Source organism: Clostridium sp. SM-530-WT-3G, from assembly GCF_012843905.1.
In the GTDB taxonomy this organism is placed as follows: Bacteria; Bacillota; Clostridia; order Clostridiales; family Clostridiaceae; genus Clostridium.
Window position 1 is genome coordinate 1 of record NZ_JABAGC010000052.1, and the last position, 18,393, is coordinate 18,393.

22 protein-coding genes and 1 riboswitch are annotated in these 18,393 nt (G+C 28.2%); of the genes, 3 read left to right on the forward strand and 19 right to left on the reverse strand.

Annotated features, from left to right (window positions below; translation table 11 throughout):
- Positions 1–170: 170 nt before the first annotated feature.
- Positions 171–355, reverse strand: a riboswitch (Lysine riboswitch).
- A 180-nt stretch (positions 356–535) separates the two neighbouring features.
- The 16 genes from HF850_RS14030 to HF850_RS14105 all read right to left on the reverse strand — a co-directional run bounded on the left by HF850_RS14030 (position 536) and on the right by HF850_RS14105 (position 11,948).
- Positions 536–1,420: an alpha/beta hydrolase gene (locus HF850_RS14030; protein ID WP_169106054.1), complete on the reverse strand. Its 885-nt coding sequence runs from the start codon at positions 1,418–1,420 to the stop codon at positions 536–538.
- Between the two features lie 357 nt (positions 1,421–1,777).
- Positions 1,778–2,143: a hypothetical protein gene (locus HF850_RS14035; protein WP_169106055.1), complete on the reverse strand. Its 366-nt coding sequence runs from the start codon at positions 2,141–2,143 to the stop codon at positions 1,778–1,780.
- A gap of 23 nt (positions 2,144–2,166) precedes the next feature.
- Positions 2,167–3,036 carry a carboxypeptidase-like regulatory domain-containing protein gene (locus HF850_RS14040; RefSeq protein WP_169106056.1) on the reverse strand — a complete coding sequence of 290 codons (870 nt, stop codon included), beginning with the start codon at positions 3,034–3,036 and terminating at the stop codon, positions 2,167–2,169.
- Positions 3,037–3,270: 234 nt separating this feature from the next.
- On the reverse strand, positions 3,271–3,921 hold the full coding sequence (locus HF850_RS14045; protein ID WP_169106057.1) for an N-acetyltransferase: 651 nt from the start codon (positions 3,919–3,921) through the stop codon (positions 3,271–3,273).
- Positions 3,922–3,952: 31 nt separating this feature from the next.
- Positions 3,953–4,327 carry a hypothetical protein gene (locus tag HF850_RS14050; RefSeq protein WP_169106058.1) on the reverse strand — a complete coding sequence of 125 codons (375 nt, stop codon included), beginning with the start codon at positions 4,325–4,327 and terminating at the stop codon, positions 3,953–3,955.
- A complete protein-coding gene (locus tag HF850_RS14055; RefSeq protein WP_169106059.1) occupies positions 4,318–4,452 on the reverse strand; it encodes a zeta toxin family protein in 135 nt (44 codons plus the stop codon). Before HF850_RS14055 ends, HF850_RS14050 begins: the two co-directional genes overlap by 10 nt.
- A gap of 224 nt (positions 4,453–4,676) precedes the next feature.
- On the reverse strand, positions 4,677–5,018 hold the full coding sequence (locus HF850_RS14060) for an NAD(P)H-dependent oxidoreductase (protein WP_169106060.1): 342 nt from the start codon (positions 5,016–5,018) through the stop codon (positions 4,677–4,679).
- A 127-nt stretch (positions 5,019–5,145) separates the two neighbouring features.
- Complete coding sequence (locus tag HF850_RS14065) at positions 5,146–5,724, reverse strand: DNA-3-methyladenine glycosylase I (protein WP_169106061.1); 579 nt, start codon at positions 5,722–5,724, stop codon at positions 5,146–5,148.
- Between the two features lie 39 nt (positions 5,725–5,763).
- Positions 5,764–5,916 (reverse strand): hypothetical protein, encoded by a 153-nt coding sequence (locus tag HF850_RS14070; protein ID WP_169106062.1) that lies wholly within the window; start codon positions 5,914–5,916, stop codon positions 5,764–5,766.
- 85 nt (positions 5,917–6,001) lie between these two features.
- Complete coding sequence (locus HF850_RS14075; protein ID WP_169106063.1) at positions 6,002–6,538, reverse strand: HEPN domain-containing protein; 537 nt, start codon at positions 6,536–6,538, stop codon at positions 6,002–6,004.
- Positions 6,539–6,541: 3 nt separating this feature from the next.
- Entirely contained in the window at positions 6,542–6,775 is a 234-nt protein-coding gene (locus tag HF850_RS14080) for a hypothetical protein (protein WP_169106064.1), read from the reverse strand.
- A gap of 343 nt (positions 6,776–7,118) precedes the next feature.
- Positions 7,119–7,844: a CPBP family intramembrane glutamic endopeptidase gene (locus HF850_RS14085; RefSeq protein ID WP_169106065.1), complete on the reverse strand. Its 726-nt coding sequence runs from the start codon at positions 7,842–7,844 to the stop codon at positions 7,119–7,121.
- Positions 7,845–8,125: 281 nt separating this feature from the next.
- The gene (locus HF850_RS14090) at positions 8,126–8,926 is read right to left on the reverse strand and encodes an SDR family oxidoreductase (RefSeq protein WP_169106066.1); all 801 of its coding nucleotides are present in this window, start codon (positions 8,924–8,926) and stop codon (positions 8,126–8,128) included.
- A gap of 116 nt (positions 8,927–9,042) precedes the next feature.
- Entirely contained in the window at positions 9,043–9,630 is a 588-nt protein-coding gene (locus HF850_RS14095; RefSeq protein WP_169106067.1) for a Crp/Fnr family transcriptional regulator, read from the reverse strand.
- Positions 9,631–9,875: 245 nt separating this feature from the next.
- The gene (locus HF850_RS14100) at positions 9,876–10,979 is read right to left on the reverse strand and encodes a cation diffusion facilitator family transporter (protein ID WP_169106068.1); all 1,104 of its coding nucleotides are present in this window, start codon (positions 10,977–10,979) and stop codon (positions 9,876–9,878) included.
- Between the two features lie 438 nt (positions 10,980–11,417).
- Entirely contained in the window at positions 11,418–11,948 is a 531-nt protein-coding gene (locus HF850_RS14105) for a flavodoxin family protein (protein WP_169106069.1), read from the reverse strand.
- 411 nt (positions 11,949–12,359) lie between these two features.
- Between HF850_RS14105 and HF850_RS14110 the strand changes: the two genes are divergently transcribed.
- A complete protein-coding gene (locus HF850_RS14110) occupies positions 12,360–12,779 on the forward strand; it encodes a GNAT family N-acetyltransferase (protein ID WP_169106070.1) in 420 nt (139 codons plus the stop codon).
- 2 nt (positions 12,780–12,781) lie between these two features.
- On the opposite strand, the gene HF850_RS14115 is transcribed toward HF850_RS14110, so the two are convergent.
- On the reverse strand, positions 12,782–12,919 hold the full coding sequence (locus HF850_RS14115; RefSeq protein ID WP_169106071.1) for a hypothetical protein: 138 nt from the start codon (positions 12,917–12,919) through the stop codon (positions 12,782–12,784).
- 347 nt (positions 12,920–13,266) lie between these two features.
- Between HF850_RS14115 and HF850_RS14120 the strand changes: the two genes are divergently transcribed.
- The gene (locus HF850_RS14120; protein ID WP_169106072.1) at positions 13,267–13,836 is read left to right on the forward strand and encodes a hypothetical protein; all 570 of its coding nucleotides are present in this window, start codon (positions 13,267–13,269) and stop codon (positions 13,834–13,836) included.
- A gap of 234 nt (positions 13,837–14,070) precedes the next feature.
- Positions 14,071–14,760: a type 1 glutamine amidotransferase domain-containing protein gene (locus HF850_RS14125; RefSeq protein ID WP_169106073.1), complete on the forward strand. Its 690-nt coding sequence runs from the start codon at positions 14,071–14,073 to the stop codon at positions 14,758–14,760.
- 235 nt (positions 14,761–14,995) lie between these two features.
- Here HF850_RS14125 and HF850_RS14130 read toward each other — a convergent pair whose 3' ends face one another.
- Together HF850_RS14130 and HF850_RS14135 are read right to left on the reverse strand one after the other, a co-directional pair.
- A complete protein-coding gene (locus tag HF850_RS14130) occupies positions 14,996–15,904 on the reverse strand; it encodes a metallophosphoesterase (protein WP_243159504.1) in 909 nt (302 codons plus the stop codon).
- A gap of 369 nt (positions 15,905–16,273) precedes the next feature.
- Entirely contained in the window at positions 16,274–17,938 is a 1,665-nt protein-coding gene (locus HF850_RS14135) for a hypothetical protein (protein ID WP_169106074.1), read from the reverse strand.
- Between the last annotated feature and the right edge of the window lie 455 nt (positions 17,939–18,393).

An 18,393-nucleotide genomic window follows, 5' to 3' on the forward strand; every position in this document is an offset into this window, starting at 1 on the left:
TGCCTTATTAAAGTGCGCCAAATTTTAAATGATGTTTGAATTAAAGAAAATATTCTAATAACATATAGAAAAATAGGATACCGCCGGCGGATTTTATCCGCCTAGTGCGACAGCCCCTTTAATATACATAGTTATACAAAAAATATATTAATCCCTCCTCTTTTCCCTGTAAATGAGATAGCGCAACTTAGTAAACTAGGGTAATTTACTAAGACAGTCCTGCAGTTCTTAACTGCAGACCCAGCAAATAATACTGAGAAATATTATTCACTTCGGCGGTAGTTCCTTCTCAAAAGCTTCATAGGCTTCTCTGCCTCCACTTAAGACTGTTAAATACCGCGCCTCTACCTCACAAATTAAAGTGAGGCATAAATATATTAACTTTTACTAAAATCCTAAAATCTAATCTTAATGATTCTTACCTATTTAAATTCAAATATCTTGCTAATTAAAAATGATGCCAACACGCTACTTCTATCATATTGACATCATTTTTTACTAAGCCTAAACTTATCTATGTTTTTCTAAAGTTAAATTATAGATCTCTAATACTTTTGGCTATCATCTTATGAGCTTCTAGCCATTCACCTGTGCAATGAACAGTAAATGCATGCTCACTATTTAAAAATCTTCTTATTGTTACCTTAACTCCAGCTTCTATCATCATATATGCATACTTTTCTGCTTCTGTATGAAGAGTATCAAGACCTCCTGTTAGGAAAACTGTATCTGGTAAGCCTTTTAGCATATCTTCTGTTGCAAATACTGGAGATACATATGGATTTTGTGCTTCTTCCTTACTAGATGCATATAAAGAGTTATATTGTCTTGCCTGCTCAAAAGGCACATACATTTTCTCTGCTTCTGATTTTTCTGCTGGATCAGTATATAAATCCAGTGCAGGATAATTTAATACTTGAAGCTTAATTTCAAAATCCTTTGTTTCAACAGCTTTCATAGCAACTGCTGCTGCAATATTTCCTCCTGCACTGCTTCCACAAAGTACAATTTTTGATTTATCAATACCTAGCTTTTCGGCATTTTCATAAGCCCATTTCACAACATCATATGTTTCTTCAAATGCTACTGGGAATGGATATTCTGGTGCTAATTTGTAATCAACATCTAAAACAAGTGAATTTGTTTCTACTGCAATCATTGCTGAAAAAGCTGTATCTGCTTCACTATGCCCTTTGCAGAAACCACCTCCATGTATTACTACAACTAAAGTTGAATTATTCTCTCTGTTCTTACCTTCAACATGATAATACTTTGTTTTACCATGTCTAGTTTCTAATTCACACTCTTTTACAGTAATTTGTTCCATGTAGCCTTTTTGATATTCTGACATAGGCTTATTTTTCACACTTTCACGTATTTTCTTAGCAATTTCTAACTTTTCTTCATATGTATATTCCATAATTAATCACTTCCGTAAAATATTTTTTTACTCTCCAAATCTCATATACCCAAAGCAGACTGCTGATATCATTAAATTTAAATTAATTAAGTAAAATACTATTCTTATTCATTAATTATAATTATCATATAACACATAATCAATATTAAGTAATTTCTATTTGTGCAGAATATATGACTAATAATTAAAATAACATCATATAAAATTATTAGTCATAGTTAAAATAGCAAAATTTCTACATTAATTTTCATAATATAAGTAAATAAAAAATTTATATAACAAAAAAATCTCTCTTCAAAGTTAAAAGTTTAATTAATTTAGCTGGTTACTTTAAAGAGAGTAAGAATTATCATTTATCTAATATTTTATTTTTCTTAAACATACTTTTATTTTTTTGCCTGTATAGCAATCACTATAAAAACATGCTGAATAATATCCGCTTTTCTCAAACATTATATAAAACCTTTGACAACAATAACTAAGTTTTGTCTTGAATATACCATCCTTATTAGTAGTGCAGCTTTCATTTTGATTACAAGTTAATATTATTACCTGCACATCCTTAAGAGGAATGCCACTATTTGCATCGTATACTATGCCTTTAATTCTAAATCTATTATCTATTTTTAAACATATATAATTAGCTACTAGAGGGACTTTTATATTTTTCGGTGGGTTTTCGTTTACTACTATAGGTTCAGATTCACTATAATACAGCTTCATACAAATATTTAAACTCTGATATTTTAAACTGGTTCTATCTTTAATGCTCTTACAATATAAGTTTCTCCAGCAGCTACATTTGAAAATGAGTATCTTCCAATTTCATTTGTTAGTGTTGTCCTAATAAGTTCTTCTACTCCATCATTTATTCTGTATAAGCCTACAAAAGCATGTGGAATTGGTGATGTTGTACCTACTACTACAATTGTTCCAATTATATTAGTAAAATTAATTTGCCGTTCTGAAAGTACTAGGTTTACATTAACAATATTTTCTCCACCTGAAAAAGTCACTTGAGCTGAAGCACTATCGTATCCTAGTAAATTTGCTGTTACTGTATAAGTTACGCCTTCTTCAAAATCATCATAAGCTATATATGCACCATCATCTTCTGATAATACAACTACAACATTTTCAGTACCTTTAGTTATTACAACTGCTGCTCCTCCTAATCCTATACCATCTTCACCCTTAACTGTTCCATAAATAGTCTTTATTCCTGGATCTGTGATTAATTTAAAGCTTCTGCTTTTAACTGTAGTATCAAATGTTACTTCATCAGTTGCATCAAAATATCCATCTGCACTTGCAACAATCCTATAAGTTTCACCTAAAGTGCCACCAAATTTAATTAAATATGCTCCAAGTACAAGAGTTTCAGTTCCTAATGAAGTTACTGTTTCAGCTACTGCATTTCCTTCAGAATCATATAATACAATTCTAACTCCTCCTATAGGTTGAATGTCAGAATTATAAGTCATTCCTGTCAATGTTAATTCTGTTACATCAACAAGAGGTGTTAATGGTATATTAGGTACTAATGTCTGCTTATTATTAACAGTTGTTTCTTCACCACTTTTATTTAATAAATACTTTTGTTCATATTCAGCCATAGTAATTCTCTCCCTTTTATTATTTTATATAATATAATATGCAAAAATTAGTTATTGGTTCTTAACAATAACAATATTATATAAAATGTCTGAGTTGATTAAATTAATATTTTATTCCATGTTTATATATACATAAAATATTAAAAAAGGAGATGTAATTTATAGTTAACCAAAAGAATCAAGTTCAGCAATATTCTATATTGAAAAATTTAATATAATACTTTTCAATTAGAATTATAACTGTCCTTCCCTTACTTCCTTAACCTTAGGAGGGAACTTCTTTTCAAACTCCTCTAGCTCATCCTTATCAGTTTCAAAACGCTCATCAAATATTCCATATCCATGCACATCCTTTAAGGCACCTTTTTTAAGCTCAACAACCATAAAGAACGGTGCTTCATCATCTACTGGAACTCCCTCCATATGAATATAATACTTAGAGGCAGATACGAATCCAAATCTATTATAATAAACAGGATTTCCTGTTATAAATACAGCTTCATATCCTAAATCTGTTGCTTTCTTTAAGGATTCTTTTATTAATGCACTTCCAATACCTTTATTCTGTAATGATATATCAACGCTTATTGGACCAAATGCTAAGAATTTATCTTTATCACAATCTCTAATTTTTGCCTTTGTATATATTATGTGTCCTACTATTTTCTCTTCACTTACAGCTACCAATTCAAGTTCTTTTACCTGTACATTGTCCTTATGCATATTATGTACAATAAGATGCTCATCACAGCCAGGCTTGTATACATTCCAAAAAGCTTCCCTTGTTAAAAACTCAATATCATTGTAATCTCTCTCTTCTGCCATTCTTAATTTAATTTCAAATACAGTTCTATCTTTTAACTTAGGAAGTTCACTATTCTTCATTTTTTTGTTCCTCCTCCACACTTATCTTTGTTCAATCTTTAGCTGATTCAGCAGTTTTTAAATCATTATTATCTGGATGATTTTGAGCAAGAGGAGCTTTAGTACTAGAAAAAGAATGTTCTCCAACAAATGTAGCAGCTCCCACTACCTTAAAGCCTGTATCTATAGCTATATCATTAAGTTCATTCAAAACTACTCCCTCAGCTATATTTCCATAAACACCAACTATTACAACAGGTTTATTCTCTCCACTCAGCTTTCTTAGAAATTCACCAGCTATTTTAGGTACTTTTTCCTCATATACAGGAACACCAATTATAACTATATCGCCATTAATTACTGGAATAATGCTGTTTCTGCTTTCTGGTTTTGTTATATCTATAGTTTCTTTAGTATCTAGCTCCATTCCATTAGCAATTCCATTATTAATAATGTTCCATGTCCCAATCTCCTCTGAAGCTCCTTAGCTACAGTTGATTTACCACTTCCGGAATTTCCCCTTATAATAATTATCTTAGGCATACTGCTCATATTATTATCTCCCTATTTTAAATATAAATTTATACTAATACATTTAAGTTCAAACATAATTCCAATGTATATTCACTCTATATTTTACTTATTATAACAATTATATCACGCAGTAACCTTGTTATTAAGCTTTTATTTATAAAGGAACACAAAAAAATCCCTAAGACCTATAGTCCTAGGGAATAACTTATAATGTATCAATATAATCTATAAACAATTATCATTTATAGTTCATTTATAAATTTAACAACACGCTTTGCATGATCTACTGATTTCGCTTTCATTTCTCGAAGTTTATCTTCATCATTTCTATTATGATAAGAAACTCCTCCTGTATATACAAATCCTTCAAATTTCATTCCACAAAGGTTGCATGTTGCTTTAATTGGTGGTAAAAAATCCTCTATTTCATATCCAACTGCTGCATCCTTATGATAAGCTGTTTCTACTGCTCCAGTTGTAAATGATGCGATTACCTTCTTTCCTTTTAACTTATCTCCTGTAGATCCATGAGAAAACCCATGCTTGAATGTATCTTCTATCCACTTGCTCATAAGTGATGGCATTGAATACCAGAAAACTATGTTATGTCTAATATTTATTTTATTTCAACAGCTATGCACTTTTCATATTTTAATATAACTGCTAAATTATATTGCTGACTTAGACTTAATTTAATGTTCCTTATACTATTTACTTCGTCTTGTATGGGCAGTTCTCCAAATGGTCATCTATTACTCCTATCCCCTGAAGGAAAGAATATATAATAACAGGTCCAACAAAACTGAATCCACGTTTCTTCATATCCTTACTAACTAATTCTGAAAGCTCATTTTTAGCTAGTATTTCTTTAGGTGTTTTAGGATGATGAATTATTGTCTTTCCATCTGTAAAATGCCATACATAATCAGAAAAAGAATCAAACTCTCCAGATTCTATAATCTTTAAAATAGCCTTTGCATTTTTAATAGGTGCAGATATCTTTAGTTTGTTTTTGATTATTTCATTATTCCCCATTAACTCTTCAATTTTTTCATCACCATATTTTGCAATAGTCTCAATATCAAATTGATCATATGCTTCTCTTATAGCTTTCTCTTTTTTTATAATTGTAGACCATGACAATCCTGCTTGCTTACCTTCCAAACATAACATTGCAAACAATTCATTATCATCATGGCATGGCTTACACCATCTATTATCATGATAAGAAAGCATTAAAGGTTCCTTACCAAATATATCTCTACAACTTTTTTGTTCTACATTATCCATTTATATCTTCCTCCATAAGTGAGTCTCTAAAACTTGTTTTTAGCTAGACGAACTTACACTGCAGAACACAGTGAAGCATGTGTTTCCTTTTATAGTTTCTATTATATCAATAATGTCATATATGACACCACATCTGTAAAGTTGCCTAAACAATGCACCAATATACCTAATTTTAACAAAAGAATGGTTCATATATGAAAAAACCCCCATAATCTTAAATTTTATTATTGAGGAAAATTATTGAAATGAAGTACGATTTTTAAAATTCACCACTATTCTACTCTTTATTTTTATCAATGCTTATTTCATTTTCTACTTTTTTTATAACTTTTATAGCTCTATTACTTAAATTTAATGAGTTTTCAACTATACTATTTATATCTATTAGAGCTTTAAATGCCATATCAATCATATCTTCACTATAAAATCTATTTTCAGTTGGATATCTATATAATATAAAATTATTATCTAAAAGACCTAAAGTCGAATAATTTTCCTTACTAATTTCAGTATCTAACGCTTCCCTAATAGAATCATATATAGCCTTTGTTTCATGAACTAATAATTCTATCCCATATTCCTTAATAATAAATGACTTAAGTATTCTTTCAATAGCACCATGTACCATTTCTAACTGCCTTGGATAAGATATTCCTATCTTATTTGCAAGCAGTGCATCTCTCATCATGACATTAGAATCAGCTTTCCAAAACTTATATGTTTCTTTGCTTACATAATTCGGCTTAAACCTTTTTAACTTTCCTGACTTATTTGTTCTACATTCTAATGTGAATTTTTCAATTAAATCTTTCATGCGTTAACCTCTTAAAAAGTCTACTAAAACATTAAAACCACACTTCTTAGCATATTCTTCGATATTAGTAAGAATATCTCCCATTTCCTTTGCTTTTATATTATTTTTTACATATACTTCTATAACATAATATCCATCAAGTTCTTTATATTTAAATTGTGATATTTTATCTACTATATTTATATCTAATGTACTTTTAGCATTATCTATTATTTGATTATATTGTTCTTTACTCATATATCATAAAACCTCACTTTGTAAACAATCTTCTTTTCTTTATTATATCTCACTTTAAGTAATCCTCCAAATTTTAATTTGGCTAGGTGAACTTACACTGCTAAACGTAGTGAAGCATGTGTTTCCTTTTTTACTAAATACTAATTAATATACGTACAAAGTAATCTAATGCCTTATGACTTACTGCTTTTTAGAATCTGTACGTTTTTGTATTTTTCTATAATAATATAAGGATTCTTTTTGTATGGAATCATCTTTTTACAAATGATAATATTAATTCTTTTTTTGAACCAATTTATAAATTAATAATCTAAAAGAATTTATAAAATAATTATAATTTCTACTATATCAATAATGTCATATATGACACCACATCTGTAAAGTTGCCTAAGCAATGCACAACTATTCCTAATTTTAGAGAATCTTTTTTATATACACAATAGTATAGTGGTAACATGGCAGCAATTCTTGCAATAATAAGCCAAGGTTGACAAAAATGATAAATTGAAAATAATGTTACATTAAATAGAACACTATATCCTCCCATCCACTTCATTCGAGCTAGTAAAAATCCTCTGAAGTAAAGTTCCTCAGTAATTGGTGCTATAAGTGTAAGAATAAAGAAACTTACTAAAATTGCTATGATAATATAATTTTTACTAAACAAACTCATATCTTGGACAAAATTATACCAACTTGGAATCCAACAAAAAATAGTTTCTAGTAAGTGATTTGAAAGTGGCTTTAAAGCAATTAAAAGTATCCCTCCTACTATAATCAATGAAAGAGAGTAAAGTATAAATGCACTAACCTTTAATTTACCTTTTAAACCTAGTATTTTAAATATATTTAAAGTTTCTTCTTCCTTCTTTGCAACATAAAATAGATATCCTAGTTCTATAGGAATTGTTGAAAAAATCACAGAAAGTCCTAATATAACCACCTTGGGATATCCTGCTAAAATTCCCATCTTCGAAAAAAATATATACACAATACTTAATATAATTCCCGGAAACAAATGAAGAAATATAAGTTTCCTTATGCTTCTAATTTCTTTATCTACTTTCATATGCCATTCCTCCTTAAATTTTTAATCACTATAACATGTTATTGGTCATCATCCTTATATATCCACAGTAATTTATAAATTCAATCAACTCTTTAGTACGAATGTTTAATAAAGTAAAACTCTTGCAGAAATTATCTCTCTTAACATCGTTGCCAAAAGCGGCAATACAAAATGACACAGCGTTATTTACATATTATACCATATAAGAATTAGTTCATATATGAAAAATCCCCCGATAATCTTAAATTTGATTACGGGGATTAATGCAAATACAAAACAATCTAATGCCTTAGTAATATAAACTCCTTAATTGGATCTGGAAGTTTAAGGAGTAGCTTAAAAGAAAATGGAACTGCAACTTTATATCTCGCTTTTAGTTTATCTTTAACAATAATATTACATATATGACTTGCTGCTTTTTTAGAATCTGTACGTTTTTGTATTTTTCTATAGTCAATATCTTTCTTATATATATCATAGTAAGGAGAATGTAAATTTTTCATTAGCTTATCAGATGTGTTTGAAAGTGTGCTAAAAAAATTTGTTTCCATAGGACCTGGTTCAATAACTGTAGATTGGATATTATACCTTTTCATTTCTAAACGCAAGGCATCACTTATTGCTTCTACTGCATGTTTAGATGCACAATATCCACCGTTTAAGGATTGTGTAAACTTACCTGAAATCGAACCAATATTGATTATCTTTCCATACTTTACTTTTCTCATTTCAGGAAGTACTGCCTGAACCATATTTATAATACCAAAGACATTTGTATCAAAAATTTTTCTTACCTTGTCTATTTCAATTTCTTCTATTGCTCCTCTTGTAGAATAACCAGCATTATTTATCAATATATCTATTCTTCCGAACTTCTGTACTACATAATTAACTGCTGAATTTATTATCTCTTTATCTGTTACGTCCAATCTTAGTTTTAATGATGCTGGTACATTTTTTAATGAATCAATGTTTCTTGCAGTAGCAACAACAATATAGCCTTTATTACTCATAATTTCACAAATATCTCGTCCAATTCCTGTTGAGCATCCTGTAACCATTACCACTTGATTATTTCCCATAAATATAACCTCCCATTTTATCTAAAAAACTAATTAAAACACTAGTAAATATGATTGCGAATATATTATGTTTATTTACATTTAGATTATAGGAGCTTATATTTATAATTTCATTATCATTTGTTAATTTTTCCTTTATTACGTATTCTACTAAGTGATACTGGTGTTATTCCTAAATAAGATGCAAGATGATGCTGTTTAATTCTCTGCTCTAAATTAGGATACATTGCTTTGAATCGTTTATATCTTTCCAAACTGTTCAATAATTTAAAACTGCATGCATGCTCTTCTTTTATAACAATAGCTTCATCAAGAAGTTTTTTATACAAATAAAGTAAATTGTAATTACCTTTTATAATCTTCTCAAAATCTGATACTTTTGCAACTAAAATATAACTATCTTCTAATGCTTGAATATAATATGCAGATTCCTTATTTGTAAGATATGCAAAATAAGAAAATAATACTGAATCCTCAGCATAAAAATACTTTGTAATATCATTACCTTTTGCATCAATATAAAATGAACGAAAAACACCCTTTTGTACAAAAGCTACTTCAGTTGACTTGTCTCCCTGCTTTAAAAAGAATTCATTTTTCTTAATCTCTCTTCCTTTAAATATACTGTTCAGCAAATCAATATTATTGTTATCAAGAACAAATCCTTTATTTTTCATTATATTTTCCCATACATATTTACTCATAACAACTTCCCAATTTAAAAATTTATAGTTAATTCTTATACTAATTTTATAATATCATAAATTTAAATATATGTAATTAATTTATCATTATGTGTTTGCTTGGAAAATTTATAATTTAAATATTATATAAAAAAATATCCACGAAAATCTAAAATTATGATTTTCGTGGGTCTTATGATGGAGGTAAAGCTTGATCTTTAAAATCCCAATTTCTCAGAATATCACTTATATTGTTCCCTGCATTTTTAATCAAATTCTGAATCAATTGTTACCGCAATTGTATATTTATCAAATCTATCTTTAAGCATCTTTTCTAATCTACTCTTTACACCTTCTCTATCACAAGAAAAATCTAAAATAGCATCACAAAAGATTTTTTTATCTTTTTCATCAATTAATACTCCATGACATCCAAGACAATGAGGTTCATTTTTCTTAAAATCTTTAAGAATTCTACAGACTTCCTTAGAAATTTCTGAATTTACATCAACCCCATAAACTCCAAAAACAAGATAAATATGTGTCTCTTTATAAACAAGCATTTGTAATCTATGAAGTTCTTGAGAAACTTCACCAACAGTATTTTTATAATCTATTTCAACATTAATGCTACCAAGGTATGTATTAGGGCCATAATTGTTTAATATCAAATCATGAGCTCCTAACACATATTTGGAACTTTCAACAATCTTATAAATTTTATCTTTTATATGTACGTCTATTTTTTCACCAAGGATTTTACTTATAGTATCTCTAAGGACTTCAATCCCAGACTTTAAAATAAATATAGAAATAAGTAATCCTGCATATGAATCAACAGAAAATTTGGTAGTCATATCTATTACTGCTGAAATAATTGTTACAATTGAAATAAGTGCATCATTTTTAGCATCTTTTCCTGATGCCACTAAAGCACCTGAATTAAGATTTTTTCCTTGCTTCTCAGTATAAATACCAAGAAAAGTTTTTAATGCTACTGTAATAATTAATACGAGAAGTATATACAAATTATACTCTACAATATTAGGATGAATAATGCCTTTTATAGATGATTTAATCATTTCAAGACCAGTAACTATAATTGTTGTTCCAATAATCATACTAGTTATATATTCAATTCTTCCAAATCCAAATGGATGCTTTGTATCTGGTCTTTTTTGAGCTAATTTTGTTCCGATGATTGTAATTAATGAAGATGATGAATCAGTAAAATTATTAATTGCATCAGATTTAATAGCAATAGAACCAGATATTGAACCAATTATAAATTTTACAATTGCTAAAGCAAGATTAACTATAATACCCACAATAGATATTTGTACAATTTGTTTTTCTCTATTTGTTTTCAAAGTTAATGTTTCCCTTCTTTTGTTTTAATAAATACCTATTCATTAAATCTCAAAATATCCTTCTAACAAGCAAGTTATAACTTTTCTTTGAATTCAAACTTCTTTTGTTTAAGTTTTTAAAAAATATAACTATTGGAATTATTCATCATATCTCTCATACTTAAAATATATAACTCTTTAAATATTTTTTCAAATTTTTAATCAATGGATTATTTAATTATAATTATATTTTTTATAGTTATATATAACTCCAACGAAAATTTAATGGTACCGATACTTGTAACAATAAAAAAATACGACTACTTGCAATTAGCTGTTCAAGCTACATTGCAAGTAGTCGTGGGTTTTATTAAGTGAGTCTCTAAATTTTAATTTAGTCAGACGAACTTATACTGCCGAATGCAGTGAAGCATTTGTTTCCTAAACCTTCACCATATATTATTTTATAGATAAACCAAGTTCATAAACGTCTTTTAATTTTTTATGAGTTTCCATACTTCCCTTTGTCATCATATTAGGAATGCATATTTCTCCTACACTTTCCCAACGTAAATAAGAGCACATAGCCTTATATTGAGCAAGTGCTGCATCATATACACCATCTGCACCTGAATCTAAAAGCAATGCTGTCTTTGTAAAATGAAATCCTATTTTTCCTCTTGCATACATACGGTCTATAGTAGCCTTTAATTGTGCTGTAATATCAAACCAGTAAATTGGTGATGCAAATGTAACTAAATCAGCTTTATCAAGTGCTTCAAGAACATTAGCCATATCATCCTTTTGGATACATTCACCATCATGTGTAAAACAGTATTGGCATCCAAGACAACCTGAGATTTTCTTTCCAGCAAGATTGATTATATTTACTTCATGACCAGCTTCACTTGCACCTCTTGCAAACTCTCTAGACATTATTTCTGTATTCCCACCTCTACGTGGACTACCATTTAAAATTACAATATTCATTATACTTCTCCTTTAATAAAAACATCTAAACCTCAAAATCTCAATTATATCCAAATAAAAAATAACTGAATAGATACCTCTTACATCACTTTTGAATTTAGCCAATTTATTTATTATTAACTATCACTCATATTATATAATATACTTTTAAACGTTTCTCTTCAACAAACTATAGCATAGAAAACTTTTACATCGATTCTATTTTGAATAAATGGGAGTTTGTAGGAGGAACAGAGTTTTTCCTACTTGACAAAGCAATAATGTTTTAATATAATTTTTACAAATTAAATAGTAGCGTTCACTCATCACCAGATGAGTGGTAATAAGGCGTTCAAGATTAAATCGTAGATACGGTGTTTTAGCACTATAAGATTTAGTCTTGGATGCCTATTTTTTGGAAAGGAAGAAATTATGAAAGTTAAAATGTATGAACAGTTACCAGAGGATGCAAAATACATCCGTAGAAAAGTTTTTATGGAAGAACAAGGATTTGAAAATGAATTTGATGATATTGATAGTATGTGTACTCATATTTTAATATATAATTCTGAAAAACCTGTTGCTACCTGTAGATTTTATTATAATAACAAAAGACAGAGCTATGTTATTGGACGAATAGCAGTTCTAAAAGAATTTAGAGGAAAGAATTATGGAGCTGAATTGCTTAAAGCAGCAGAAAATGAAATTATTAAAAAGCAAGGAAATAGTCTTGAATTGTCAGCTCAAGTTAGAGTAACTGCTTTTTATGAGAAAAATGGTTATGTTGCATTGGATGAAATTTGTGATGATGAGGGATGTCCTCATGTATGGATGAGGAAGGTGTTTAGATAATATTATGCAAATATTATTCTTGCTGTATTGCTTTTAATAATAGGTGCTATCTTTTTTAAAGAATTATTAGATGTTAAAGTAAAAATAATTCCATCCTTAGTTTTTCCGCATAGAGCCCACTCTGTACTATATTTTTTCATATTCTCTACCAGCTTTCCATTACATATTATAAGATTCTAATTATATATAAATCTTAAGGATCGAATAAGAAATCATTCTTTTGGTTTCCTAATTAACTTTACTATCTAATGAATTTTATTTTTAAATTTCTTAGATATACTTTAGATTCTAGAATACTACCTTTTATATTATGCCCAAATAAAAAGTTAATATAGCATTGTATCAGTTATATACAGCAGATTATATTACCAGAAACATTTATTTTTTAATATATGTATGGTATGTCCATATTCCAAGAATTATGTTACAATAATTTAAATATAAGGAAAAAATAATCATAATTTCATATTAAATAATTGGGGGAAATATGAAAAAAATATATCTTTTTATACTCACTACTTTTCTGCTTTTAAGCTTTACTGGATGCGGCACGACAAAAAGCAGGAGTTCAGAAAAATATTTAAATAGCTGGACCATGATTGATACTCCTGCAAAAAAGTTTATGCCTGACTTAGATATGCTACCAATAGATTATGGAATATCCTATAACTATAACCATATTTATAGGGGTCTATTTGAGACAGATACACTTACCCTTGTAGTAAATTACAGTGAAGAAATATATAAAAAAGAAAAAGAAAGGCTTTTAAAAGAATATAAATATTTGGACCATAAGGTTATATCAAATTCTGATTCAGAAAAATACTATATTCCAGAATACGAATTTGAGGTAAACACCTATAACTTTAAGGTTGTAGATGAATATGAAACCTATAAAGCTCAATATCCAAATTCATTTGGCATAATTGGATTTTCAGACGAAAATAAGAATATAGCCTACTTGTACTTCTATGACACAGATTTAGACTATATATCAAGTGATAATGAAAACCCTATGAGTGATCTTGTAAAAAAATATTTTAAATATGATTTCTAAAACTAAAATAGGAGTGGGATTATGCCAATAATCAAAGGGTTAGAATGGACATTTAACACAGAATTGGAACAGAACTAGCATAACTTCCAAAATATTATTATTAACTATTACTTTTAATAATAAATTTAAATTTTGTTCATATAAAAAACAAATTAAAAACTAATAATATTTATAAGTACTAAATATAAAAAAAGAAGTACTATTTATAAAAGTTAATAAAAAGGAGAACTACTTATGAAAAAGGTATTAGTTGTTGTTACAAATGTATCTAAATATGAAACTACTGAAAGACCTACAGGTTTATGGCTTAGTGAAGCTGTTCACTTCGTAGATGTTATAAAAAATGCTGGAATTGAAATTGATTATGTAAGTCCAAAGGGCGGTTATACTCCAATAGATCCACACAGTTTAGAAAAAGCTTCTATGAGCCCACTTGATTGGAAATACTACACTGATCACAACTTTATGAATAAATTAGGAAACACATTATCTGCTGATGAAATCAACCCAAAAGACTATGACGTAATTTACTATACTGGTGGACATGGTGTTATATGGGATTTTCCTAATGATACAAAGATGCAGGAAATTGCAAAAGAAATATATGAAAATGGTGGAATAGTTTCAGCTGTATGTCATGGTTTAGCAGGATTATTAAACATAAAATTATCTAATGGCAAAAACTTAATTGAAGGACTTAAGGTTACAGGCTTTTCAAATACAGAAGAAGAAGCTGTAGGAGTTACTAAGCTTGTTCCTTACTTAACTGAAACAGAGCTTAAAAATAGAGGTGCAAACTATGTTAAATCTTCAGATTGGGCAGAATTTGCAGTAGAAGAACAAAGAGTTGTTACAGGACAAAATCCATCATCAGGAGCTGCTGTGGCTAGAGAGGTTCTTAAAATTTTAGATTCTAATAAATAATAAAATAAACAGTAAAAAAGTAGATAACCGCTGCTTTTTTACTGTTTATTTTATTAGCAATGCAAAATGATATAATTTCTATTCGTTCTTCATATGCTGTTTTTCTACCTTTTACACCTGCAAATATTCTAAAATAATACATAACTTACTTACAATATGGATCTCCGTAACTGATCTAAATGAGGTTTTACCATTTTATTTTTGTGTATATAATATACATAATTAAAGTATAATTTTATCTTTTCATTTTAATATATTGAGATAGTGTCTCTGCTTTTATTGAAACTCCATTCCAGGTATCTGTAAGGCCAACATCCTTTGGAGAATGCTTTTGATAATTACCTTTAATACCTTCAATATAAACATTCATTTCATTATCAATATTTACAATAATATGTAATGCTTCTTTATATAAGATTAAATCCTTTAAGTACGGATACTTCTTATGTATCTCATCTGAATAGCTAAATATTTCTTTACTTCCATGCCAAATATAAGAACTTGAATTCAACGTATAATAATATATATCATTGATTAATTTACAATCACTACCATGGTCATGACCATTTATGCAAAATAATATCTTTCTTTCATTTGAATTTCGTTCCTCTAAAATAGCTCTTATTTCTTTTCTATTACTTATTCCACGTTTTTGAAAGTCATTTGATAAGCTGTGATGTGAAATAATTATATAATATTTATCATTATCAGATAACTCTTTCTTAAGCCACTCTATTTCTTCATTTGGAATGTATGGATATTCATCATTAGATTTATCATAATTTCGTTTATAATATGGAATAACAGAAGTCTTCTTATTAATAAAATTAGCATCTAAAACAATAAATTTGATATTTTCTTTAATAAATGAGTAATAACTTCTTTGCAGATTAAAAAAATCAGTAACTTCATCAATAGAAAAATTATCAGTATTATGATTGCCTATTGTAAAATAACACGGTAATTTTGAATTTTTAAACTTCTCTAATATTATTTTATTCCTATTTGTTGGATAACATAAATCACCAATATCTACAATAAAATCAACTTTGGATTTTTTAGCATAAGTAATGATTTCTTCCACTCTTGCATCTCCATCTGGTATTGCATCATAATGTAGGTCTGAAAACATTGCAAATTTCATATTACCACCTCTAAATCTCTATTTTGTATTTATATTTCTACTTTTCTAATCCAAATGATTTTGGATACACATCAATTCCAATTGCTCGTCCAACAGCCATTGATCATTTAATAAAGTTATATGATACTGATGTAATAATATTATTGTCATGAAACTCATTATAACATAATTTGTAAATCAAATCCTATTTATGATACGGTTCACTATTAATTATTCTAAATCTATACAATAAAAATAACCCACGAAAAATCCAATAAAATGATTTTCATGGGTTTTGTGGTGGAGGTGAAGCGTGACCTCTAAAATCCATCACTAAAAGTCACAACACCTTTCTATTCACCTTTTACTATAATACTTTAAAACCACAGGCTAAACATTTGACTTTCTTTTATTAAATTCATCATAAAACTCAAAATGTAATCCACCAGCATGTTTTACATCTCCTCTACAACATGCATTCACTCTATCTTTTTTTAATCCATATGCCTTCTCTGCTTTTCCTCCACTTTCATATACTTTACCATCTTCTAAACATATTACTTGTTTAGCTTGTTTCTTAATTTTATTCCTATTAAGTTTTTTCTTTTCGATATCACTAAGTGCATGGAAATCTTCTGCATACATCCAAATAAGTCTGTAACCATCTTTACTAAAACCAGCACTTTTAAAACCCTTTTTTTTATTACAACAACCACTAATTCTGTATGTTTCAGCTCCTGTACATCTACTTGCTTCAGATATAGAATCATACTCTTTATCTAACGTAACACAGTAAACCTTCTTTTTTTGAATTTCCGCACTACTACTTCTTTTAGAACCCTTGCTCATTTCTTCTTTTCCTATATATCTGCACATACCTAATTTATTACCTCTATTTAAGTATCTTATTACAGTGGCTTTTGCCACCTTAATTTCTTTACTGATATCTAATACACTGGTACCACTATTCCATAAGTCCCATGCTTCAAAGACCAAGCTTTTAGTGCTATATAACTGACATTCGTTCCAATCAATTTTTTCTAAATCAAAAACATTAGCCAGCTTACTTTTTGATATATTTTTTTTAATCCAATCCAACTCACTATATCTACAATCTATTACTATATAGTTATCTATTGCTTCTTTGTTGCGATCTACATCCTCTATATATGCAAATTTTTCTTTTTCTTTATCATTATCCTGCTCATATTTTAATCCCTTTCCTCTAGTTGTTTCTTCGTAGTGCTGTATACCATGTACTTCAACAATATAACTTTGACCATCATATTCAAAATAAAAATCATATCGCTTTGAATTATCACATTCGAATTTAAATTCACAAATAAACTCAATACCAAGTTGTTTTAATACACTATACATTATTTTTTGTGGATAAGAAATACCATCACCACATCTAGGACAAGATAGCCTCCCCCTCCTACATATATTATTTAAAGTTTTATCGTTTATAATTTCTCCACAGTTAGGGCACTTAAAATCTACTTTATTTCCAGAACTTTGCATATTTGCAAACCCATCATTAGGATTAAGTAACATACTTGCTAAATATGGATTAGTAGTATAAATATCATTTATCCCTGGAACAACTTTTTTGCCACTACAAACAGAACAGCCTACACCTTTTTTTATCTGAACCTCTTTTTTTATTCCTTCTTGCCAACAACTATGGCATATATATCTATAACTTTTGTCTGACTGCCTTTCTCTTATAGGCTCTAATATTTCAATTGTAGAGAATTTTCCAACTATCAAGTCTCCAATATTATATTTAAAATCTTTTGTATTAATATCCCAAAGTGCTCCTATATGTCCACTAGTAAAATTACCTCTTTCTATTGAAGCTTTTCTATTTTCAAATTCGATTTCTAATTGAACACTTTTTCCTTCTCTCTTTAAACCAATTATCTTTATTTCTCCATTTATATTATTATATTTAAATGGTACTTTATGACCAATACTATTATCCCAATTAATTTTTCCTTTATTGGGTCCACTACTCCACTTAGGTAAATTATTCAACTCTACTTCTTTCATATTTTATACCTCTTTTATACCTATATATATTTATCACCAATCTATATGATAATTATTACTCTACTTTATATAAAATCTTATTTGTTTTCTTGATATATTAATGAATTATTTTATTATTAACAAAGAAAAGATTACATTGAATATCAATTCAATGTAGTCTTTGTATAATATTTATTCCCATATAAAATTAGACAATAAACATCTCAGTATTTTATTTAAATTATCTATTTATTTCTTTTTATTTTAAGCGTTACTTTCACTTTAATTTTTGAAATTTTTCATCTATTTTTCAGTTATTGTATTTTATTCTATATAAATTTTTTCCTCATATTATAAATTTTATTCATTAATAATAATTAATTTTTCTATATTTCTATTTTTATGGCTCAACACTAAAAACTGCGCTTGACAACTGAATTACCAATATTTACAGATAAAAAATGCACTTAAAATCC